Source organism: Glacieibacterium arshaanense (assembly GCF_004681125.1).
In the GTDB taxonomy this organism is placed as follows: Bacteria; Pseudomonadota; Alphaproteobacteria; order Sphingomonadales; family Sphingomonadaceae; genus Polymorphobacter_A; species Polymorphobacter_A arshaanense.
The window spans coordinates 1,100,296-1,122,875 of the sequence record NZ_SIHO01000001.1 but is presented as its reverse complement, the minus strand read 5'-3'; the positions used below and the strand labels follow the sequence as shown (position 1 = coordinate 1,122,875).

19 protein-coding genes are annotated in these 22,580 nt (G+C 64.0%); 11 read left to right on the top strand and 8 right to left on the bottom strand.

Translation table 11 applies throughout. The features are described from left to right. Positions 1-16: 16 nt before the first annotated feature. The 3 genes from EUV02_RS05135 to EUV02_RS05125 all read right to left on the bottom strand — a co-directional run bounded on the left by EUV02_RS05135 (position 17) and on the right by EUV02_RS05125 (position 3,675). On the bottom strand, positions 17-1,138 hold the full coding sequence (locus EUV02_RS05135; protein ID WP_166430514.1) for a S1C family serine protease: 1,122 nt from the start codon (positions 1,136-1,138) through the stop codon (positions 17-19). A gap of 190 nt (positions 1,139-1,328) precedes the next feature. Beyond that, positions 1,329-2,378 carry a 1,9-bis(guanidino)-5-aza-nonane synthase gene (locus EUV02_RS05130; RefSeq protein ID WP_135245098.1) on the bottom strand — a complete coding sequence of 350 codons (1,050 nt, stop codon included), beginning with the start codon at positions 2,376-2,378 and terminating at the stop codon, positions 1,329-1,331. Between the two features lie 100 nt (positions 2,379-2,478). Then, on the bottom strand, positions 2,479-3,675 hold the full coding sequence (locus EUV02_RS05125; RefSeq protein ID WP_135245097.1) for a type III PLP-dependent enzyme: 1,197 nt from the start codon (positions 3,673-3,675) through the stop codon (positions 2,479-2,481). A 213-nt stretch (positions 3,676-3,888) separates the two neighbouring features. Between EUV02_RS05125 and EUV02_RS05120 the strand changes: the two genes are divergently transcribed. Further along, the gene (locus tag EUV02_RS05120; protein WP_135245096.1) at positions 3,889-4,857 is read left to right on the top strand and encodes a threonine ammonia-lyase; all 969 of its coding nucleotides are present in this window, start codon (positions 3,889-3,891) and stop codon (positions 4,855-4,857) included. A gap of 142 nt (positions 4,858-4,999) precedes the next feature. Then, positions 5,000-6,715 carry an amidohydrolase gene (locus EUV02_RS05115; RefSeq protein ID WP_135245095.1) on the top strand — a complete coding sequence of 572 codons (1,716 nt, stop codon included), beginning with the start codon at positions 5,000-5,002 and terminating at the stop codon, positions 6,713-6,715. Between the two features lie 56 nt (positions 6,716-6,771). Here EUV02_RS05115 and EUV02_RS05110 read toward each other — a convergent pair whose 3' ends face one another. Together EUV02_RS05110 and glpD are read right to left on the bottom strand one after the other, a co-directional pair. Further along, positions 6,772-7,233: a YybH family protein gene (locus EUV02_RS05110; RefSeq protein ID WP_207790112.1), complete on the bottom strand. Its 462-nt coding sequence runs from the start codon at positions 7,231-7,233 to the stop codon at positions 6,772-6,774. A gap of 61 nt (positions 7,234-7,294) precedes the next feature. Next, positions 7,295-8,833, bottom strand: coding sequence for a glycerol-3-phosphate dehydrogenase (gene glpD, locus EUV02_RS05105; protein WP_135245093.1), 1,539 nt, complete (start codon positions 8,831-8,833; stop codon positions 7,295-7,297). Between the two features lie 39 nt (positions 8,834-8,872). Here glpD and glpK point away from each other — a divergent pair, with 39 nt between their 5' ends. Together glpK and EUV02_RS15610 are read left to right on the top strand one after the other, a co-directional pair. After that, positions 8,873-10,348 (top strand): glycerol kinase GlpK, encoded by a 1,476-nt coding sequence (glpK, locus tag EUV02_RS05100; RefSeq protein WP_135245092.1) that lies wholly within the window; start codon positions 8,873-8,875, stop codon positions 10,346-10,348. A gap of 5 nt (positions 10,349-10,353) precedes the next feature. Beyond that, on the top strand, positions 10,354-10,524 hold the full coding sequence (locus EUV02_RS15610; RefSeq protein WP_166430513.1) for a hypothetical protein: 171 nt from the start codon (positions 10,354-10,356) through the stop codon (positions 10,522-10,524). A 126-nt stretch (positions 10,525-10,650) separates the two neighbouring features. On the opposite strand, the gene EUV02_RS05095 is transcribed toward EUV02_RS15610, so the two are convergent. Next, complete coding sequence (locus tag EUV02_RS05095; protein WP_135245091.1) at positions 10,651-12,456, bottom strand: ABC transporter transmembrane domain-containing protein; 1,806 nt, start codon at positions 12,454-12,456, stop codon at positions 10,651-10,653. Positions 12,457-12,593: 137 nt separating this feature from the next. Between EUV02_RS05095 and EUV02_RS05090 the strand changes: the two genes are divergently transcribed. Beyond that, a complete protein-coding gene (locus tag EUV02_RS05090; RefSeq protein WP_135245090.1) occupies positions 12,594-13,898 on the top strand; it encodes a polyhydroxyalkanoate depolymerase in 1,305 nt (434 codons plus the stop codon). On the opposite strand, the gene EUV02_RS05085 is transcribed toward EUV02_RS05090, so the two are convergent. Beyond that, a complete protein-coding gene (locus tag EUV02_RS05085) occupies positions 13,895-15,697 on the bottom strand; it encodes an ABC-F family ATP-binding cassette domain-containing protein (RefSeq protein WP_135245089.1) in 1,803 nt (600 codons plus the stop codon). The two genes, EUV02_RS05090 and EUV02_RS05085, sit on opposite strands and share 4 nt — an antisense overlap. A 130-nt stretch (positions 15,698-15,827) precedes the next feature. On the opposite strand from EUV02_RS05085, the gene EUV02_RS05080 reads away from it, so the two are divergent. From EUV02_RS05080 to EUV02_RS05070, 3 genes are all read left to right on the top strand, one after another. Next, entirely contained in the window at positions 15,828-16,127 is a 300-nt protein-coding gene (locus EUV02_RS05080; RefSeq protein WP_166430512.1) for a PepSY domain-containing protein, read from the top strand. Position 16,128: 1 nt separating this feature from the next. Continuing rightward, complete coding sequence (locus EUV02_RS05075) at positions 16,129-16,794, top strand: response regulator transcription factor (RefSeq protein WP_135245087.1); 666 nt, start codon at positions 16,129-16,131, stop codon at positions 16,792-16,794. A 64-nt stretch (positions 16,795-16,858) separates the two neighbouring features. Next, positions 16,859-18,184, top strand: a complete 1,326-nt coding sequence (locus tag EUV02_RS05070; RefSeq protein WP_135245086.1) for a sensor histidine kinase — start codon at positions 16,859-16,861, stop codon at positions 18,182-18,184. On the opposite strand, the gene EUV02_RS05065 is transcribed toward EUV02_RS05070, so the two are convergent. Continuing rightward, positions 18,181-18,483, bottom strand: a complete 303-nt coding sequence (locus tag EUV02_RS05065) for a chorismate mutase (RefSeq protein WP_135245085.1) — start codon at positions 18,481-18,483, stop codon at positions 18,181-18,183. The genes EUV02_RS05070 and EUV02_RS05065 overlap by 4 nt on opposite strands. Before the next feature lie 174 nt (positions 18,484-18,657). Between EUV02_RS05065 and EUV02_RS05060 the strand changes: the two genes are divergently transcribed. The 3 genes from EUV02_RS05060 to EUV02_RS05050 are packed head-to-tail and all read left to right on the top strand — an operon-like array spanning position 18,658 to position 22,570. Continuing rightward, entirely contained in the window at positions 18,658-19,686 is a 1,029-nt protein-coding gene (locus EUV02_RS05060; RefSeq protein WP_135245084.1) for a polyprenyl synthetase family protein, read from the top strand. 57 nt (positions 19,687-19,743) lie between these two features. Then, entirely contained in the window at positions 19,744-22,233 is a 2,490-nt protein-coding gene (hrpB, locus tag EUV02_RS05055) for an ATP-dependent helicase HrpB (RefSeq protein ID WP_279379501.1), read from the top strand. A 58-nt stretch (positions 22,234-22,291) separates the two neighbouring features. After that, positions 22,292-22,570 carry an ETC complex I subunit gene (locus EUV02_RS05050; RefSeq protein WP_135245083.1) on the top strand — a complete coding sequence of 93 codons (279 nt, stop codon included), beginning with the start codon at positions 22,292-22,294 and terminating at the stop codon, positions 22,568-22,570. Positions 22,571-22,580: the final 10 nt, after the last annotated feature.

Below are 22,580 nucleotides of genomic sequence, written 5' to 3'. Positions count from 1 at the left end.
GCGGATCGACGGGGGCTTAGGCCTGCTGTTCGCCGCCGACGCGCAACTGCACGTCCATCAGCTGGCCGCGCCGGACGATAGCGACGCGCACCGTGGTGCCGGCCTTGGCGTCGGCCACCAGCCGCGCAAGATCGCGCGAGTCGTCAACTGGCTGGCCGCCGAAGCTGCGGACAATGTCGCCAGACTGCAGCTCGGCTTGCGCCGCGGTGCCGTTCGGATCGACCTGCGCGATCAGCGCGCCCTTGGTATCGGGGGCACCGATGGCGCGGGCGATATCGGGGGTCACCGCCTGCAGCGCGACGCCGATGCGGCCGCGCGCGACATGGCCGTTGGCGACGATTTGCTCGACGACGCGGTGCGCCATCTGCGCGGGAATCGCAAAGCCGATGCCGACATTGCCGCCCGACGGCGAGAAGATTGCGGTGTTGACGCCGATGACGCGGCCCGAAGCATCGAACAGCGGCCCGCCCGAATTGCCCGAATTGATCGCGGCATCGACCTGCAGGAAGTCGTCATAAGGTCCCGCGCCGATTTCGCGGCCGCGTGCCGAAATGATACCCGACGTCACGGTGCTGCCGAGCCCGAACGGGCTGCCGACCGCGAAGATCGGATCGCCGACGCGGGTGTGATCGCTGTCACCCCAGGCGACCGGGGTGAAGTCACCGCTGCCTTCGATCTGGACGACGGCGAGGTCGGTCTGCTTGTCGCGGCCGAGAACGCGGCCCGAAAGTTCGCGGCCATCGCTCAACTGCACGGTGACGGTCTGCGCATCGCCGACAACATGGTTATTGGTAACGACAATACCCTTCGCATCGACAATGAAGCCCGAACCGAGGCCGCCCTGCGACGGTGCCTCGCCGGGCTGGCCTTCAAACTGCATAGGATGGAAACCTCCGGTAGGTTTGACGACGATTTGCACGACGCTGGGGCCCACGGCGGCGACCATGTCGGCGAGCGAGCCGCCCTTGACCGCCGGCGCGACGAGCGCCGCGACTTGGCTGGTGCGCGCCGGCGGCGTGATTGCAGGGGAGGCATGCCACGGCAGACGATCGGCATACTGCGCGCCAGCGAGTGCCGAACCGGCGAGCGCGACCACCGCCACGCTGACTTTGAAAAGCGGGGAAATTTCAGAACGCATACAGATACTCCAACACATGTCGCGGCTGTGATGGCCCGATGCGGCGCAGTGCAAGCAGCGACAAGCGCGGATTTAGCAATGCCTGTATGAACAGATTCTGTATCTCTGCCTGCCAATTGTTGGCACCAGCGTAAACGAAAAGCGCCCGGTGTTGCCACCGGGCGCTCGTCATTCAGTCGTTCAGTTGGGTTCAGGCGAACATCTTGCCCCAGGCGCGTTTGGCACGGGTCTTCCAGATGCCACGGTGATAGGCGTCGCTAGCGAGCAGCGGCATCACCGAGCCGGCTTCGGCGAACACCATCTGTTCGATGCCGGTGTTCACTTTCCCCCAGCTCGCGGCTTCCTGCAGCGTCGACGACGAGCACGCGCCATCGCGGACGTCGGCAACGGTGATCTGCACCGCGTACTTGTGAACCTGCACATCGTCATGGCCGAGGATTTCGGCGCAAACGACGGTGTCCTGGATGAAGTTCTTCGGCACGCCGCCGCCGATCATCAGCAGGCCAGTAGTGCCGGCCTTGATCTTGATGTCGGTGAGCTCGCGGAAGTCGGCGATGGCGTCGAGCACCATGTACGGCTTTCCTTCCTTGGCGCGGTCGACCTGGTGCTTGACGAGGCCGAAGCCTGCCGACGAGTCGACGAATGCCGGGCAGAAGATCGGCACGTCATGCTCATAGGCCAGCTTGACGAGGCTGTTGTCCTTCTTGCCGTGCTCGCTGAGATACTTGCCCATCTCGCGGATGAAGGCGCGGCTCGAATAGGCGCGCGGCTCGAGGCTGTTGGCGATTTCGAGGATGGTGTGGTCGCAGTCCTGCAGCTGCTCTTCATCGATATAGGTGTCGTAGATGCGGTCGATGAGCAGCGAACGCAGCGTATCATCGTCGGGCACGTCGAGCGCCTGATAATGCTTGTGGCCAAGGCCTTCGAAGAAATCCATGTCGACGATCGTTGCGCCGGTGGCGACGATGCCGTCTACCATGTTGCTGCGCAGCAGCTCGGCATAGAGGTCCATGCAGCCGCCCGCCGAGGTCGAGCCGGCGATGACGAGGAAGATCGTGCAATCGGGGTCGCCGAGCATCTGGTTATAGATGGCAGTAGCGCGCGCGAGGTCGCGCGAAGTGAAGCTCATGTTCGCCATGCCGTCGATGATCGGGCGCGCGTCGAAGCTGCGGATGTCGATGTGCTCGACGACCTTCGACAGCAGCTCTGCCTTGCGCTGGGCGTTGATAGGGTTGGTCATTGGGTCACTCCTAGGATGAGTGGCTCGACGTCAAATAACGTCGCCCGTGGCCGGACCATCCGGCGCCGAACGGGTTGAACTGCAATTGACGCGGGCTACGCTACGAATTGACCTTACGGATCGGTGTAACGACCGAAGGTGTCACTTCGGTGTCACCATAAGCGCTGTCCATCGGTTCGTCGGTCACCACCACGGTATCACCATTGGTGAAGCCGTTGAACGCGGTGCGCATCGCCGAGCCATAAGCGCCAAGCATGCCGATTTCGAGATAGTCGCCAGCCTGGACATCGGCAGGCAGCATGAACGGACCGCGCATGAAATCCATGTCGTCGCACGTCGGGCCGTAGAAGCTGAATGCCATGTCCTTGGTGTGCGACGGCGTGTCACGCAGCAGCCGCGCCGGGAAGCGCCAGTCAACGTGTGCGGCATCGAACAACGCGCCATAGGCGCCGTCGTTGATGTAGAGCACGTCGTCGCGGCGCTGCTCGACGCGCACGATGATGCTCGCATATTCCGCCGACAGCGCGCGGCCGGGTTCGCACCACAGCTCGGCCGAATAGGAAATCGGCAGCGCTTCGAACGCGGCGTGGATGACGTCAAAATAGCGAGTCAGCTCGCCCGGCTCCATGCCGGGGTATATCGACGGGAAGCCGCCCCCGACATCGATGACATCGACGGTGACGCCGGCCGACACGATCGCGGCGCGGACCAGCGACAGCGCGTCGCTATAGGCCTGCGGGCTCATCGCTTGGCTACCGACGTGGAAGCAGATACCGAGCGCGTCTGACGCCTGGCGTGCTGCCATCAGCAACGGCGCCGCATCTTCGACACCGACGCCGAACTTCGACGCGAGACTGAGCTTCGAATGCGCCGACGACACGCGCAGGCGCACGCACAACGTCAGGTCGGTCGCGCCCTTGGTCGCGGCAACGACCTTTGCGAGCTCTTCGAGATTGTCGAGCGAGAAGGTGCGGACGCCGTGTTCGAAATAAGCTTCGGCAATCGCTTCGGGCGCCTTGACCGGGTGCATGAAGCACAAGGTTGCATCAGGCAGCAGCTCGCGCACCAGCCGCACTTCGGCAATCGAGGCGACGTCATAAACCTTGATACCGCCGTCCCACAGGGTCCGGATGAGGTCGGGCGAGGGATTGGCCTTGACGGCATACATCGTCGTCCCCGGAAACTTCTCGGCAAAGAAGCGGGCGGCGCGAAGAGCAGCGTGCGGGCGGATCAGGGTAACGGGCTGCGACGGATTAGTGTCGCGGGCTACCCCCAGCGCGTTATATGGCTTGTGCAATTCAAGGGACCTCCGGGGCGTCGTGTAGTAGCTGCCTTGCGGTTGGAAGTCCCCATGGGGCAGCGGTGAGCGGGGGTAAATAGGGACGATACCCCCCGCTGTAAAGAGTTTTTTTGTTACGAAATTTTGTTCAAATTGCGTTGGTGGTTCAAGGGTTTAGCGCAAAGTCAAAAGCGACGTTTTTTCAATGGTTTCTGGGCACGGAGAACGGACATGACACAAGGCGTTTCGCGGATGGATGTGGTCGTTGCCGCCGGGCGCATCGAGGATGTCGCGGTGAGGACGCCGTTGCTGCGCTCGGATGTGCTCGACGCGCTAACCGGCGGCGAGGTCTGGCTCAAGCCCGAATGCCTGCAACGCACGGGCTCATTCAAATTCCGTGGCGCCTATAACCGGCTCGCGGCGATTTCCCCAGAAGACCGCAGTGGCGGCGTTGTGGCTTACTCTAGCGGCAACCATGCCCAGGGCGTGGCGTTTGCGGCAAAGCTGCTGAACATGCCCGCGACGATCGTCATGCCGTCGGATGCCCCGGGGCTGAAAGTGGCGCGCACACGCAGCCACGGGGCCGAAGTGGTGTTCTATGACCGGCTGACCGAGGACCGCGGCGCGATTGCCACCGCGATTGCCAAAAAGCGTGGTGCGGTCATCGTGCCGCCGTTTGACGATCCGTTCGTCGTGGCGGGGCAGGGAACTGCCGGGCTGGAAATCGCCCGGGACCTCGAAGCGATGGACAAGACCGCCGATTTCGCTGTGGTGTGCTGTGGCGGCGGCGGGCTGGCGAGCGGCATCGCGCTGGGCAGCGGGCTGCCGGTCGTACCGGTCGAGCCGCAGGGCTATGACGATGTCGCGCGCAGTCTGGTGGCGCGCAAAATCCTGGCCGTCGAAAACCCCGGCCCGACGATCTGCGATGCGCTGCAGACGCTGTTCTGCAGCCCGCTGACCTTTGGCATCTTGTCCGAGCGCGCGCTACCCGGCATCTGGGTCAGCGAAGCCGAGGTGATGGCGGCCGTCGCCTTCGCCTTCCGCGAACTCAAGCTCGTCGTCGAACCCGGCGGCGCGGTGGCGCTCGCGGCAGTGCTGGCCGGCAAGGTCGATGTGCGTGGCAAGACAGTGGCGGTGCTGTTGTCGGGTGGCAATGTCGATACCGAAATGTTCACGCGCTGCCTGCGCGAATCGGCCTAAATCTTTACCACGCAACGCAGTGCTTGACCGCGGGACGTCCAATCACGTCTACTTCTGCCGGGGCCATTGAACCAGCTGAAGTTCCACCCGGGACGCGCGCGGAGCTGTTCGGAACGACCATCTGGCCACGGGGAGATGATGGATGAACAAGTTCAGCCTCGCACTGGTGTCTGCCTTGGCGATTTCCGCCGCAACGCCGGCCTTGTCGGCGGCGCCGGATGCCGCGCCGGATGTCATCTACTACAACGGCAAGATCGTTACGCTCGACCCTGCAAGATCGACGGCGGCGGCCGTCGCGGTGAAGGACGGCATGTTCCAGCAGGTCGGCAGCACCGAGGCCATGCGCAAGCTTGCCGGGGCTTCGACCCAGTTGGTCGACCTGAATGGCAAGCTCGTGGTGCCCGGCCTGGTCGATGGCCATACGCATCCGATGGAAACCATCATGATGAAGGACACCTGGGTCGATGCGCGCTACCCCGGGACGCCGTCGGTCAAACAGGCGCTCGCCAATATCGCCGCGTGGATGAAAAACACGCCCAAGGGTAAGTGGGTGTTCGTCGCCTGCGTGTCGGCGAGCCAGAACAAGTTCGCCGAAAAGCGCCTGCCGAGCAAAGCCGAACTCGATGCGGTAGCGCCCGACAATCCGGTCGTTGTCGCCAATGGCGCGCATATGGCGGTGGCAAATTCGATGGCATTGCGCCTGCTCGGTGTCAGCAGCACCAACACGGCGCTCAAGGGCGGCGGCCGGGCGCTGCTTGGCAAGGATGGCCAGCCCGACGGCACGCTGACCGATGCGATGGGCGCGGTGCCGACGACACCCACGGTTGCTGAGCTGCAAAGTTATTACGCCAGCGGTATTCAGGACTTCTGGAAGCCTTACGGCTTCACCTCGGTGCTGGCGATCACCCCGGCGGCGGCACTGCCGGTCCTGCAAGCGGTGGCGAAGACCGCCAAGCCCGACATCCGCCTGACGGTATCGGTGTGGGCAGCGCCGGACGGCGAAGGTTTGCCCGCCAACCTTGATGGCTTCAAAATGCCGGCGGGTGTCGATCCCGCCTACTATAGGTTCGCCGCGATCAAGGCGTGGGCGGACGGCGAGAATGACGCGCGCACCGGCTATATGTACGAGGAGTACAAAGGGCATTTCGATACCGACCCACCGGGCAACAAGGGCTCGCTGGTGACCCCGCCGGCACAGGCGCGGCACTTTGCGGATCTGGCCAACAGCAACAACGTCATCTCGATGCTGCACTGTTCGGGTGACCGGGCCACCGACATCTGCCTCGATGCCTATGAAGGCGAAGTCGGCGCGCGATCACGCGCAACGATGATGCGCATCGAACATTTCGGCATGTTCCAGCTGACCGACAAGCAGCTCAAGCGCGCGGTCGCGTTGAAGCCCCAAGGCCTTTTCATCTCGGTGCAACCGACCTGGCTGCTCGATCTGGTCAAGGCCGATCAGGAAAACATGGGTGAAAAACTCACCAAAACGGGGTTCAAGTTCCGCTCGATGATCGATGCAGGCCTTGAGCCTGCGGCGGGTACCGATCTGACCGGAATCTATCTGGCGAACATCAATCCGTTTCTGGCGATCTATGCGTCGGTCACACGCAATTCGGACGCCGGGATTTTCGAGAAGCAGGAGGCGGTATCGGTCACCGAGGCCCTAAAGATGTGGACGATCTGGTCGGCTAAGGCCATCGGCGAGGGGGCGAGCAAAGGCTCAATCGAGCCCGGCAAATATGCCGACATGGCGGTGCTGTCGGACGACATTTTTACGATTCCTGCTGAAAGCCTCAAGGACGTCAGCGTGCTCAAGACCATCGTCGGTGGCAGGGTGGTCTACGCAACAAAGTAGTTGCGAATACCAGTAGCCGCAGCCTTGCGCGGCAAACTTTGAAACTGAGCTGGGCGCTATTTTGCCAATACCGACTCGGCCGGGCGCGGGGAGGTGATCGGGTCGGCGTGACGGTGGACCAGCAGCCATTTGCCATCGATATATTCATAGGCGCTGGTGACGCGGGCGCTGAAATCGGCAAGGTCGGTGCGAGTGCCGACCTTGGCGCGGTCGTGTTCGACCTCGACAATGACCGCGAGGCGGTTGTCGTCATAGACGGCGACGCGGTCAACCGCGATGACTTCACCGTCGCGGTATTTTGCAGCGGCACCTGCCAAGGTCTTGGCAACCGCGGCCTTGCCCTTGGCATAGGGGCCAAAAGGATTGCCCAAAGTGACATCGTCGCGGTCGGCGAATAGCGCTTCGTAAAGCTTGGGATCGCCATTCAGGATGGCATGAAGCGCGCGGTGGCTCTGGTCGATCGCGGCTTCGAGCCCGGCCGAATCAACCACCGGTGCGGCAAGCAAGGGTGTGGACACCGACAGTACAACTGCTGCGACACAATTAAAGCTTTTGCGCATGGTGTCCCCCGGTTGATGGTCAGTCGTCGCCCGGCACCGCGAAGCGATGACCGCGCGTCGCTTTGCGCGACTTGGGCAGCGCTTCGGCGGCCGGCGGTGCCTCGCCGAACCAGGCCGCGACGCGCGCCTTGGCAGCGTCATCAAGGTGCAGGCCAAGCTTGGTGCGGCGCCACAGCACATCTTCGGCGGTGGTCGCCCATTCGAGTGTCTTGAACCACTCGAGCTCGGCTTCGAAAATACCGCCGAAGTTTTCGCCAAGACCGCCGTTCAGCAGCGTTTCGGCGCCGGTGCCGATCGTGCGTGCCAGTCGCCGCACGAGTCGCGGGTCGTAATTTTCCTGCGCGGTGACGAGGTTGTCCATCCAGCGCGTGAACGCTGCCTGGCCGGTCTCGCCGGCAAAACGCTCGACGTCGCCGCCGGGCAGCGGTGCGGTGGCCGTCCAGCGCTTCGATTTGGGCGCCAGCTTTTCGAGCACATCCTCGGCGAGCACACGGTAGGTGGTGATCTTGCCGCCGACGACAGTCAGCGCCGACACGCCGTCATGGCTGACCAGGCTGTAGTCGCGCGATGTTTCGCGGTCGGCCTTGCCTTCCTCGAGGATCAGTGGCCGCACACCCGAGAAGCGGTGGACGATGTCATCGAGCGTCAGCGGCCGGGCGAGGTAGCGGTTGACTGCGGCGATCAGATAGTCGGATTCTTCGTCGGTAATGTGCGCGGCGGCGGGCATGTCGATGCTCCGCTCGGTAGTGCCGATCAGCGAGAAGTCGTGCTCGTACGGCAGCACGAAGATGATGCGGCCGTCGGGCTGCTGCAACATAAAGGCGTCGCGGCCGAGGTGGACGCGCCGCGTGACAATATGGCTGCCCTGCACCAACCGCAGCGACGGCGCGTCGTTGCGGCCCATAACGCTGCGCGCTACCTCCTCGGCCCAGGGGCCGGCGGTATTGACGATGGTCTTGGCGCGCAAGCTGCTGCCATCGGACAGCGCCACCGTCCAGCCGCTGCCGTCCCAGAGCGTGCCGGTGACGCGGGTACGCGACCTTACAAAGGCACCGCGCGCGGCCGCATCAGCGATATTGGCGATGACCAGCCGCGCGTCATCGACCCAGCCGTCCCAATAGCGGAAGGCGTGCGTGTAATGGCTTTCGAGCGCTCGGCCGGCACGGTCCTGCCGCAAATCGATACGGTTCGATCCCGGTACGACCTTGCGGCGTGCCAGATGGTCATACAGGAACAGCCCGGCGCGCAGTTTCCAGTCGGGGCGTTCGGGCGCGCTGGGCAACACAAAGCTTTGCGGCCAGCTGATGTGTGGCGCGATGTCGAGGAGCACTTCTCGTTCCTTGAGTGCCTTGCGCACCAGCCCGAACTCATAGAATTCAAGATAGCGTAGCCCGCCGTGAATGAGCTTGGTCGATGCGCTCGACGTCGCGCCGCCGAAATCGCCGGCTTCGACCAGCGCGACCTTGAGCCCGCGTCCCGAAGCGTCGCGCGCGATGCCGGCACCGTTGATGCCGCCACCGATAATCAGCAGGTCGAAGATGTCGGATCGCGAAGCCATGGGCTTTCCTAGGACCATGCGGCTTGTTAGGAAAGTGGCATGAATGATGCTCCCTTGCTGCTGGTGCTAGACGAGGGCACCACCTCCACCCGCGCCATCGCATTCGACCTTGGCGGCGGCATTGTCGCTCAGGCCGGTCATGCGCTGACGCAGCGCTATCCGCAGCCCGGCTGGGTCGAACATGACGCCGCCGAAATCTGGAACCATTCGCTTGCGGCGTTGAAGGCCGTGGTCGGCGAAGTCGGGGCCGGGCGCATCGCCGCCATTGGCATCACCAACCAGCGCGAAACCATCGTATTCTGGGACCGCGCAACCGGGGAGCCACTGGCGCCAGCGATTGTCTGGCAGGACCGGCGCAGCGCCGACCTGTGCGATAGGCTGCGTGCCGAGGGCCGCGAACCCGCGGTGCAAGCGACCACCGGCCTACTGCTCGATCCGTATTTTTCGGCAACCAAGATCGCCTGGGCACTGGAAAACTGGCCGCAGGTGCGTTCGGCGGCCGACGCCGGCAGCCTCGCGCTCGGGACCGTCGATTGCTATCTGCGTTATCGGCTGACTGGCGGCCGTGTGCATGCCACCGATGCCACCAACGCCTCGCGCATGCTGTTGATGAACCTCGCAACCTGCCAATGGGACGAGGGATTGATCGACCTGTTCGGCATCCCGCGCAGCGCCTTGCCGACAATCAGCGACTGTGCAGGTGACCTGGGCTCGACGACTTTGCTGGGGGGCAACATCGCCATCACCGGCAGCATCGGCGACCAGCAGGCTGCTGCGGTCGGGCAGGCGTGCCTGCAGCCCGGCATGGCCAAAGCGACCTATGGTACCGGCATTTTCGTGCTAGCGCATTCGGGCGCGACGCCGCCGGTATCGGCGCACCGGCTGCTGGCGACAGTAGCGTGGCGCATCGCGGGCCAAGCGACCTATGCCGTCGAAGGCAGCATCTTCATCGGCGGTGCGGCGGTGCAATGGCTGCGCGACGGGCTCGGCATCATCACCGCGAGCGCGGAAACCGAAGCGCTGGCAGCTTCAGTACCCGACAGCGGCGGTGTCGTGCTCATTCCGGCGTTTGCCGGCATGGGCGCGCCGCACTGGCGTGCCGATGTACGGGGCCTGCTGACGGGACTGTCGGGCGGCACTACGCGCGCGCACATCGCCCGCGCCACGCTCGAGGCGATGGGCCAACAGACCGCCGATTTGCTCGATGCGCTGGCCGCCGACGGCGTTGTCGCGGCAAAGCTGCGCGTCGATGGCGGCATGGTCGCCAATGATTGGATGTGCCAGGACATTGCCGACACGCTCGGCGTGCCTGTCGAACGCCCGCGCGTCATCGAAACGACGGCACTGGGTGCGGCGATGTGCGCGGGCGTCGGTGCCGGCTTGTTCGCCGATCTGACGGCAGCGGCGGCAATGGCGCAACCCGACCGCGTGTTCGCGCCCGCGATCACGACTGACGCACGAGGTGTCCGTCGCGAAAACTGGGCGCATGCGGTGCGCCAAGCGCTCACCCAGTGAGTGACGTGCGTGACTTGCTACTGACGCTGGCGGTGGTGTGTATCTTCGCGCTGGTCGGCTTTGGCATCTGGGGTCTGCGTCAACCCGGCCCGAAGCTCAAGCCGGCACTGATGATTGTTGCCGGCGTGGTGATGTTGTTCAACTTGTGGCTGTATCTGCTGCCGTCGCCGCACTGAGTCGAAACGTCCTCCGGCGGGCACGCCAATTCTTGCTCAAGACGGGGGCCTGCACCCATTTGGACAGCGCCAAACAATCGGGTGCAGGCCTCAGGCCTGCCCGCCGGAGGCCCTTAATCTCCCAAACTACGCGGCGGCTTGCTCGAACTGCAGCCGCGCCAGCTTGGCGTACAGCCCCCCACCGGCAATCAGCGCATCATGCGTGCCTTCGGCAACTATGCGGCCGCGGTCCATGACAATGATGCGATCGGCGCCGCGTACGGTGGCGAGGCGATGCGCGATAACCAATGTGGTGCGGTTGACCATCAGTTCGTCGAGCGCTGCCTGCACCAGTGCCTCGGATTCAGCATCAAGCGCGCTTGTGGCTTCGTCGAGCAGCAGGATCGGCGCATCGCGCAGCACGGCGCGGGCAATCGCCATGCGCTGGCGCTGGCCGCCCGAAAGCCGCGTGCCAGATTCACCGAGGAAGCTGTGGATGCCCTCGGGCAGGTCGCGCAGGAACATGTCGGCATGCGCGGCCTTTGCAGCGGCCCAGACCTGAGCTTCGGTTGCGTCGGGACGGCCGTAGAGGATGTTGTCGTACGCGGTGGCGGCGAAGATCACGGTTTCCTGCGGCACGACCGAAATGCGCTGGCGCAGCGCGCGCGGGTCGACGCGGTCGATCGGCACGCCGTCCACGAGGATCTGGCCTGACTGCGGGTCATAGAAACGCTGGATGAGCTGGAACAACGTTGACTTGCCGGCGCCCGACGGCCCAACAATCGCAACCATTTCGCCGGGGCGAACGCTGAGCTCAAAGCCGGTTAGCGCCGCGCCGTCGGGGCGGCTGGGGTAATGGAAGAACACGTTGTGCAGCGCGACTTCCCCGCGTGGCGGCTCGGGTAGTTTCAAGGGCTGGTCGGGCGTGCGGATGGCCGGTTCGGCGGCGAGCAATTCTTCCATGCGGCCCGAGGCGCCGGCAGCACGCATAAAGTCGCCGAACACCTCGGTGAGCGATCCGAATGCGCCGGCGACCATCGCGGCGGCCAGCACAAAGGCGGTGATGGTGCCGCCGCTGGTGTGGCCGGCGATGAAATCGAGCGCGCCTTGCCACAGCACCAGCGTGATGGCGCCGAAAATCAGGAAGATGACGACCGCCGTCATGCCGGCGCGCACCGCGATACGGCGACGTGCGGCATTGAAGACCGCCTCGACCGCCTCGCTAAATCGCGCGCGTTCGCGCGGCTCCTGTGTGAAGGCCTGGACAATTTTGATGGCGCCGAGCACTTCAGAAACGATGGTACCGATGTTGGCAATACGGTCTTGGCTCGATCGCGAAAGGTTGCGGACGCGGCGACCGAGCAACACGATCGGCACGACAGTAAGCGGAATGACGAGTAACATCAGCCCGGTCAGCTTGGGGCTGAGGTAGAACAGATAGGCGATGCCACCGAGGCCAGTGAAACTGTTGCGCAGCGCAATCGATGCCGAGCTCGATACGACTTGCTCGATGATCGCGGTGTCCGACGTCAGGCGCGAGGCGATTTCGGCCGGGCGGTTTTCCTCGAAATAGTTGGTGTCGAGTTTCAACAGGTGCGCCTGCACGGCCATGCGTAGGTCGGCAACGACGCGTTCGCCGATCCAGCTGACAAAGTAGAATCGAACCGCGGTGGCGACGCCAAGCACCGCGACAATCGCCAGCAGCTGCTCGAAATAGGGGGCGACCGATGCGGCGCTGGCGCCCTTACCGAACCCGTGATCGACGACGAGCTTGAAGCCCTGCAACACTGCTATCTGGCCGACTGCGGCAATCACCAGTGCCACCAGCGCAGCAGTCAGATGGGCAGGGTAGCGCCGGACAAACTGCCAAAGCAGCGTCAGTTTCTTGAGCTTGCGTGCAGGCGGCTCGGTTGCGGGCGCTGGCGTGATCTCGACGGCTTCGGCTGTGGTCATGGCACCGTCTAACAGGGATTCGAGTGTCACTCAATCTGGCTTGAGCTTTGCCACCCAGCGTCGTTTTTGGCTTTATGCTGCACCTGCGTTGTGGCAAAGCGACGCCGGTTGCGGCGCGGCAACGCATAGGAAAATCGATGTTGTACACGGGTTACGAAATCAATCGCACGATGTTGGCCACGATGGGGCGCATTGCGCAGTTCAATTCGGAACTGTTGCTCAACCCGGCCAATCCGTGGTCGCGGCACGTGGCAAGCCCGGTCATGGCGCGTGCGCTCGAGGTCTTCGCACATGCTTCGGCACCGCGCGGCAAGCCCGATTTCGGGCTGACCTCGACGATCATTGATGGCACCGAAGTTGCCGTAAAGGAAGACGTTGCCGTCCGTAAACCCTTCGGGCAATTGAAGCATTTTGTTCGCGATGTGTCGGACCGCAACGACCCGAGGGTGCTCGTGGTGGCGCCGATGTCGGGACACTATGCGACGTTGCTGCGCGGGACCATCGAACGTTTGCTGCCCGATCATGACGTCTATGTCACCGAATGGCGCGACGCCAAGCTGGTGCCGGTCAGCGACGGTCATTTCGATTTCAACGACTATGTCGACTATGTCATCGAGTTCATGAACGCGGTCGGCCCGGGCGGTCATATGCTCGCCGTCTGCCAGCCTGCAGTGCCAGCTTATGCTGCAGTTGCGTTGATGTCGGCAGCCGGTGACGCGGCAACGCCGCTGACGCTGACGATGATGGGCGGCCCCGTCGATACTCGCAAGGCACCGACCTCGGTCGATGATCTGGCGACCGAACGGCCTTATGCCTGGTTCGAGCAGAATGTCGTGGCGCGCGTGCCCAACATCTATCCGGGCGCTGGTCGCAAGGTCTATCCGGGGTTCCTGCAATTGGCTGGGTTCATGTCAATGAACCTTGCCAACCACATGAAATCGCATTGGGAACTGTTCAGGCATTTGGTTGACGGCGACGATGATGCCGCCGCTGCGACCAAGACCTTTTATGAGGAGTATCGCGCCGTCTGCGACATGACCGCCGAATTTTACCTGCAGACCATCGATGTCGTATTTCAGCGCCAACTCGTCGCGAAGGGCGAGTTCGTGCACCGTGGCGTGCTGGCCAACCCCGCGGCGATCAACCGCACCGCGTTGCTCGCCATCGAAGGCGAGCGCGACGATATTTCGGGGCTGGGCCAGACCAAGGCGGCGCTCGATCTCGCGGCCGGCCTGCCTGACCATATGAAGCGCTACTATATGGCCGAAGGTGCCGGCCACTATGGCATCTTCAATGGCCGCAAGTGGCGCGACACGATTGCGCCGGTGGTCGAGCAGTTCATCCGCGCGCATGACACCGCAGATAAGACGCCGCTGCCATCGCGTGTTGTCGTGCCGGCACATGTCGAGCCCGATGTCGTGCCCGGCGTCGAGCTTGCCTAGCTGGCGAGCACTTCGGCCTTCGCTTCGAGTTCGAGCCAGCGTTCTTCGGCGGCGGCCAGCTTGGCGCGGGTTGCATCGAGCGTCTTCGTCAGCTTTTCGAACTTCTTGAAGTCCGCCGTGTAGAGCTTCGGATCTGCAAGTGCGGCCTCGATGGTGGCGATTTCACCATGCAGCGCGTCGATCTGGCCCGGCAGCAGACCGAGCTCGCGGCCTTCAATGTAGGTCAGCTTGACTTGCGGCTTGCGCTGGCCGTTCGCTGCCTGTTCGCGCGCGATGCTGGCCGGTGTCGGGGTAGGGATCGGGCGCAAATCTTCCCGACGCTTGGCTTCCCAATCCGAATAGCCACCCGCCACGACATCGACTTTGCCGTCGTCGCCGGTGCCGAGCGCGACGACCATCGTCACCGTGCGGTCGAGAAAGTCGCGGTCATGGCTGACGATCAGCACCGTGCCAGCATAATCGTCGATGACTTCCTGCAACAGGTCGAGCGTTTCGAGATCGAGGTCGTTGGTCGGCTCGTCAAGGATGAGCAGGTTCGACGGCCGTGCAAACTCCCGCGCCAGCAGCAGCCGCGAACGCTCGCCGCCCGAAAATGTCTCGATTTTCGCCTCGAGCACGTTGGGGTCGAACAGAAAATCCTTGAGATAGCCGGCCACATGCTTGCGGACGCCGCCGACTTCGAGCCAGTCGCCGCCATCGGCCAGAATATCACGTACCGTCGACCCCGGGGTGAGGCGCGCGCGCTGCTGGTCGATGAGAATTGACTGGATCGTCGCGGCGCGCTTGGTCTTGCCCGAATCTGGGGCGATTTCGCCGGTCAGCAGCTTGAGCAGTGTCGACTTGCCGGTGCCGTTGGCGCCGATGACGCCGATGCGATCACCGCGCAGTACGCGCAAGTTCAGGTCCTTGATCAACGTCCGGCCGCCGTAGGCCTTGGTGACGTGCTCGGCATCGATGACGACCTTGGTTTTGTTGTCATCGGCAGCCAGCGCGATCTTGGCGACACCCTGGGGTCCGGTCATCGCCTTCCGGGTTTCTCGCATTGTCGCGAGCTTGGCCAAACGCCCCTGGTTGCGCTTGCGCCGTGCGGTGACACCTCGTTCGAGCCAATGAAGTTCGGCACGCAGCTTGTTGTCGAGCTTGTCGGCGTTCTTGGCCTGCTCGGCAAACACCGCCTCGGTCCAAGCTTCGAAGCCGCCGAAGCCGACTTCGGTGCGGCGCAGCTTGCCATTGTCTAGCCACAGCGACGAGCGCGTCAGCCGCGTCAGGAACATGCGATCATGACTGATGACGACGAAAGCGCCGCGGTAGCGCTGCAGCCAGGCCTCGAGCCATTCGATCGCGGCGATATCGAGGTGGTTGGTTGGCTCGTCGAGCAGCAGCACATCGGGCGACTGCGCCAGTGCGCGGGCAATCGCGGCACGGCGGCGTTCACCGCCGCTGGCGGTCGCGGCATCGCGATTGAGGTCGATGCCGAGCTGATTGGCAATCGACTCGACTTCATGGGCTTCGGGGGCATCGGGCCCACGCAGCGCGAAATCGTGCAGCGTGGCAAAGCCCGCGACCGAGGGATCCTGTTCGAGCAGGATGATCTTGGCACCGGGCTGCATCGTGCGACGGCCTTCGTCGAGTTGCGTTTGGCCGGCGAGAATCTTGAGCAACGTCGTCTTGCCGGCGCCGTTGCGCCCGACCAGCGCCAACCGGTCGCGCTCGCCAATGAACAGGTCGAGCCCGCGCAGCAGCCAGCCGGATCCCTGGATCAGGCCAATGTTTTCGAGCGTCAGGATAGGGGCAGCCATAGGTTAAGCGGTCAGTTCTGTTATGGAATTGAAACGGGTGAGGGTAGGCCGGACAGGCGGCGCGCGCATTCATGGCCTATTCACGGCCTCGCGGCTATGGCAAACAACGGCCACGAGTAAGGTTTAGCCGATGGAATTGAGTAAATTTGGTCTTTGTTGCGTGACGGTGCTGGTTCTGGCCACCCCCGTCCTCGCGCAATTCACTGACAAGGGCGACAATTACCTGCGGCACAATCCGGTTCCGCAGACCACTGTCAGCTTTGGCGAAATCCGCGATTCGGCGAGTCGCAAGGTGGGTGGCACCTATGTCGGCGCGCAATATGATCACGTGCGGCAAGTCTACAAATTGCGGTTTATTCAGAACGGCGTCGCCGTCGATGTCTATGTTGATGCGCGTACCGGCCAATTTATCGGCCGGGGGGGGAACTGATATGCGAATTCTGGTCGTCGAGGACGAACCGAACCTGCAGCGCCAGCTGCGCGAGACACTCGAAGCCGCAGGCTATGCGGTTGATAGCGCAACCGACGGCGAAGACGGGCATTTCCTCGGCACGACCGAAAGCTATGACGCTGTCGTGCTCGATCTCGGATTGCCCGAAATGGACGGGCTGACGGTGCTTGACCGCTGGCGCAAGTCGGGCCTCACGATGCCGGTGCTCGTGTTGACGGCGCGCAACAGCTGGTCGGACAAGGTCGCCGGGCTCGATGCCGGTGCCGACGATTATCTCGCCAAGCCGTTCCAGACCGAGGAACTGGTGGCGCGGCTGCGCGCCTTGATCCGCCGCTCGTCGGGCAATGCAACCTCCGAATTGACGGCAGGGCCGGTGCATCTTGATGGCCGCTCGGGCCGCGTGACGCTCGACGGCGTGCCGGTCAAGCTGACCGCGCAGGAATTTAAGCTGCTGAGCTATTTGATGCACCACAAGGGCAAGGTGGTGTCGCGTACCGAACTGATCGAACACATCTATGATCAGGATTTCGACCGCGATTCGAACACCATCGAAGTCTTCATCACGCGCATCCGCAAGAAGCTGGGCGCCGATCTGATCAGCACGACGCGCGGTCTTGGTTACAGTCTCGAAGATCCGGCGACCTGACCCCACGCTTATTGCGGCGCGGTCACGTGTCTGGGCGATCACGCCCGGATCGCTGACGCAGCGCATGATTGCGCTGGCGGCGATTTGGATTATCCCGCTGCTCTTGGTTGGTGGCATTGCTCTGGATCGTGTGCTCTCTGCAGCGATCACCCGAAACTTCGACAACCAGCTCAACAACATACTCACCGCCATGGTGGCGACATCCGAAATCGACCCGGCGGGTGAGATCCTGTTCACGCTGCCAATGCGCGACCAGCGATTCTATGAGCCCTATTCTGGGTTGTATTGGCAAATCTCCGCGAATGGCCAGTTGCCGTTCAAATCGCGGTCGCTTTGGGACCGGACGCTGAAACCTAATACCGTTGCCGATTGCCGCAATCCGTGTCGCTATGCCAGCGCCGACTTCGCCAATGAGCCGTTGCGTGTTGTCGAGCGCGACGCCAAGATTCCCGGCTCGCCGATGATGTTTCACTTCCAAGTCGCGCAAAGCACGCCGGATCTTGACCAGCAGTTGCGCCAGCTACGGTCGACATTACTTTGGTCCCTGTCGATACTCGGTCTGGGGCTGCTAATTTTGGCGGCGCTGCAATCGACGTACGGGCTTTGGCCTTTGCGCCGCGTTAGCCGTGCCATCGCCGCCATTCGCTCGGGCCAATCACAGCGGGTGCCGCTAGACTTTCCACCGGAAATCGGGCCTTTGGTTGCGGAGATCAACGAATTGCTCGATCATAATGCCGAAGCCGCAGAAGCGGCGCGGATGCACGCCGGCAACCTAGCGCATGCGCTCAAGACGCCGATGAGCGTGCTGATCAACGAAGCGCAGCTCGGTCGCGCCAACCTCGCCGAAACTGTCGCAACGCAAACCGCGATCATGCAGCGCCATGTCGACCACCATCTGGCGCGGGCGCGGGCCGCCGGGCGTCGTGCGGCCAGCGCGTCACGCGCCGAACTGTGGCCGTCGCTCGAAGCACTCGCGCGGACCATCGAACGCATCCACACAGATCGCCACACCGTCATCGACATCACCGGAGACGAAACACTGGTTTTCCGCGGCGAACGCCAGGACCTCGACGAAATGCTAGGCAATCTCCTCGACAATGCGGCCAAATATGGTGGCGGCCGGGTGTTCGTGACGGCGTCGCCGACCGACGTCGATGGCGAGCCGTTCGTGCGTATCGTCATCGAAGATGACGGCTGCGGCATCAGCGCCGAAGACCGCGGTAAGCTGTTCGAACGTGGCGCCCGTCTCGACACCGGCAAACCCGGCACGGGACTCGGGCTGGCAATTGTTCGCGACGTGGCCGAAATCTACGGCGGCAGCGTCGAGCTGGGCGAAAGCGAAGACTTGGGCGGACTCGCGGTGACGCTTCAACTCCCGGCCGCTGGCTAGCCCGCGGCGCCACTCGCTTGATGGTGGCGAATGACTTCCTGGATGATGAAGCGCAGGAACTTTTCGGAGAACTCCGGATCGAGGTTGGCCGACTTGGCCAGCGCGCGCAGCCTCGCGATTTGCGCGGCCTCGCGTCCCGGATCGGCGGCCGGCATGCCGGTCGCGGCTTTGTGCTCGCCGACCTTTTGCGTCACCTTGAAGCGCTCGGCGAGCATGAACACCAGTGCGGCATCGATGTTGTCGATGCTCTCGCGGTAGCTGCGCAGCGTCGCATCGGCGGTCGAGGTTGAGTCGTTCATGCGTCGTGTCCTGGAACCGGAGAAGCTGTCGCGTGTCATATTCACCAAGCGTGCGCGATTGGGCAAGCGCGACCATGCGGCACATGGCAAAAGCAGCCAATTTCGTCCAAGACACCAGCGAAGCAGCATTCGGCAGACTTGTGCTGGCAGCACCGCACGCTAAAGGTAGCCCCTATGACCGCATCCGTTCATCCGATCCGCCCGCGTGGCCGTGGCAGCGAAACGACGCCGTCGCTGAATGCGCTGCTGGCACTCGCCGGTCCGGAACTGGCATCGGTGAACAAGGTCATTCTCGACCGCATGCAAAGCCCGGTCTCGCTGATTCCCGAACTCGCCGGGCATCTGATCGCCGGAGGCGGAAAGCGGCTGCGCCCAATGCTGACGCTGGCCTGCGCGCGGTTGCTCGATTATGCCGGCACGCGCCACCACAAGCTCGCTGCCTGCGTCGAATTTATCCACACCGCGACGTTGCTCCACGATGACGTCGTTGACGGGTCGGATCTGAGGCGTGGCCGGGCGACGGCCAACACCGTCTGGGGCAATCCCGCCAGCGTGCTGGTCGGCGACTTCCTTTTCTCGCGGTCGTTCGAGCTGATGGTCGAAGACGGCAGCTTACGCGTACTCAAGATCCTTAGCCATGCCTCAGCCGTCATTGCCGAGGGGGAGGTCGCGCAGCTGACGGCCCAGCGCAACGTCGAAACCACCGAAGACCGCTACCTCGAAATCATCTCGGCCAAGACCGCCGTGCTGTTTTCGGCTGCCTGCCAAATCGCCGCCGTGGTCGCCGAGCGCGATGCCAGCGTCGAAGCCGCGCTGGACGCCTACGGCCGCAACCTCGGCATTGCCTTCCAGCTTGTCGATGACGCCATCGATTACGTGTCGGATGCCGTGACCATGGGCAAGGATTGCGGCGATGATTTCCGCGACGGCAAGGTCACGCTGCCCGTAATCCTCGCCTATGCCCGTGGCGGTGCTGATGAACGCACTTTCTGGCGTGATGCCATGCAGGGCCGCCGCAGTAGCGACGCGGATCTCGCGCACGCACTCGAACTGATGCGCGCCAGCCGCGCCATCGAGGACACGCTCGCGCGCGCGCGTCACTACGGCACCCGCGCCATCGACGCGCTGGCGCGCTTCCCCGACAGCAGCGCCCGTGCGGCACTGACCGAAACGGTCGAGTTCGCGATAGCGCGCGCTTATTAGGGCCCCCGGCAGGCAGGCCTGAGGCCTGCAGCCATCTGTTTGGCGCTCTTCAACTGGGTGCAGGCGTCACGCCTGCCCGCCGGAGGCTCTGAAATCACTCTTCCTGTCGAATCCGTGCTTCCCGAACTAATTGCCGCGCTCGACGATGGCGGCACTGCTGTGCTGGTCGCGCCGCCCGGCGCCGGAAAGACGACGATGGTGGCGCCTGCATTGCTTGACCGGCCCTGGGCGGCGGGCAAGCGCATACTACTGCTCAGTCCGCGGCGGCTGGCAGCGCGCGCTGCGGCCGAGCGTATGGCTAAGCTACGCGGCGAAGCGGTGGGGGCGACGGTCGGCTACCGCACGCGGCTCGACAGCAAGATCGGGCGCGACACCCGCATCGAAGTGCTCACCGAGGGCATCTTCACGCGCATGGTGCAAGACGATCCTGAACTTTCGGGCGTCGCGGTTGTGCTGTTCGATGAAGTTCACGAACGCAGCCTCGAAGGTGATCTGGGACTGGCGCTGGCGCTCGACGTTCGCGGGGCGTTGCGGCCCGATTTGCGGCTTGTGGCGATGTCCGCGACGCTCGACGGCGCGCGCTATGCCGAACTGCTCGACGCGCCGGTAATCGAGTCGGCGGGACGGACCTATCCAGTCGATTTGCTCTACCTGGGCCGTGATCCGCGCGAGCGCATCGAGGACGCGATGGCCCGCGCCGTCCACCGTGCGCTGGCCGACGAGACTGGCTGCATCTTGGCGTTTCTACCCGGCGCCGGCGAAATCGAGCGCACCGCCGAGCGACTAGCGTTGCCGGCGGGCGTCGAACTCCACAAGCTTTACGGCGCCATCGATCCCGCGGCGCAGCGCGCCGCTATTGCACCGGCACGCGGTGGCGCGCGCAAGGTCGTGCTGGCGAGCAGTATCGCCGAGACCAGCCTGACCATCGACGGTGTGCGGGTTGTCATCGACTCCGGGCTGGCAAGGCGTCCGCGCTTCGACCGCGCAACGGGGCTGACGCAGCTCGTCACCGAACGCGCCGCGCAATCTTCGGTGACCCAGCGCGCTGGCCGGGCAGGGCGCACCGCGCCGGGCGTGGCGTGGCGACTTTGGGAGAAGGCCGCAACTGGCGGCCTACCGCTGTTCGATCCACCTGAGATACTCGAATCGGATTTGACCGGGCTGACGCTCGATCTAGCGTGCTGGGGTGTCGCCGACCCGGCGACATTGCATTGGCTTGACGCGCCGCCGGTGCCGGCGCTTGCCGAAGCACGCACGACATTGAGCGGGCTAGATGCGATTGATGATGATGGGCGCCCGACTCCGCATGGCCAGCGGATTGCGAAATTGCCGATACCACCGCGCATGGCGCACATGCTGGTGCGTGCAGCTGACCACGAACTGGCGGGCGTCGCTGCCGAAGTCGCGGTGCTGCTCGGCGAACGCGGGCTCGGTGGCAATGATGCCGATCTGGAAACGCGACGGCGCCACTGGGCGCGCGACCGTGGCCCGCGGGCGAACGCGGCGCGGCGCATGGCGGCACATTGGGCGCGGCTGGTGCAGCAGCAACCCGACGCCATACGCGAAGACGCCGTCGGTGCCGTCATTGCGCTCGGCTATACCGATCGCGTCGCACGACGACGCAACAGTGCAGAAGCAGCGTTCCTGATGGCAAATGGTCGCGCGGTTCGCGTCGTCGATTCGGATGCGCTGGCGCACAGCGAATGGCTGGCGGTCGCCGATGCCAGCGGCAGTGCTGACGGCGCACGGCTGATGGCCGGCGCGGCACTGACGCGCGCCAGCGTTGATGCGCTGCTTGGCGATCGCATCACGCGTGAAACCCGTCTCGATTATGATGCCGATCGCGGTGCGGTTGTGGCGGAGACCGTAGACGCGCTCGGGGCAATTGTGCTGACACGGCGACCGCTCGACAATCCCGATGCGGCGTTGCTGGCCGATGCGCTGGTTGCCGCTGTTGCCCGCGCTGGCCTGCAGATGTTGCCGTGGGATGACGAAGCTGCAGCGCTGCGCGCACGCATCGCGTTTGTGCGCGGGCAGGGCGATACGCGGTTCCCCGACCTGTCGGACTCGGCATTGCTCGCCGGCCTCGACGATTGGCTGCGGCCAGTGTTGACGGGCAAGCGCCGGCTTGATGCGCTGGTGCCGGCGGCGTTGACGTCTGCGCTGGCGAATATGCTCGACTGGCCGGCGCGGCAGGCGCTCGATGTCCAAGCGCCAGCCCGATTTGCGACGCCCGCAGGCACCAGCCATGCGATCCACTATGCCGATGTCGCGGGGCCGTCGGTCGATGTGCGCGTGCAGGAACTGTTCGGGCTGTCTGTGCATCCGACGGTGGCGGGCGTGCCGTTACTATTGCGGCTGTTGTCGCCCGCGCACCGCCCCATCCAGACGACGCGCGACCTGCCGGGGTTCTGGCGCGGCAGCTGGGCGGCGGTGAAGGCTGAAATGAAGGGTCGCTACCCTCGGCACCCCTGGCCCGACGATCCGGCGGCGGCGCCGGCCACCACGCGCACCAAACGGGCCGATCAATTGCGCGGCAAGCCTTGACCTTGCAACGTTCCTCGCCCAAGTCGGCGGCTACAGTTTCGGCGGGAGTACACAGGCGATGAAGGCGCGCATCTATCAGCGACCCAAGAATGCAATGCAGTCGGGGCATGCGCGCACCGGTCAATGGGTTCTCGCCGTCGAGCCCGAGGCACCGCAGCACGCCGATCCGCTGACCGGCTGGGCGGGGTCGGGCAATACCGCAGCGCAAGTGCAGTTGACGTTCCCCGACCGCGACGCCGCGATTGCCTATGCCAAGGCGCAAGGCCTCGTCTATGCCATCGTCCCGCTGGGCAGCCACAGCCTTAAGCTGCAGGCCTACGCCGATAATTTCAGATAGGCCGCAGGCC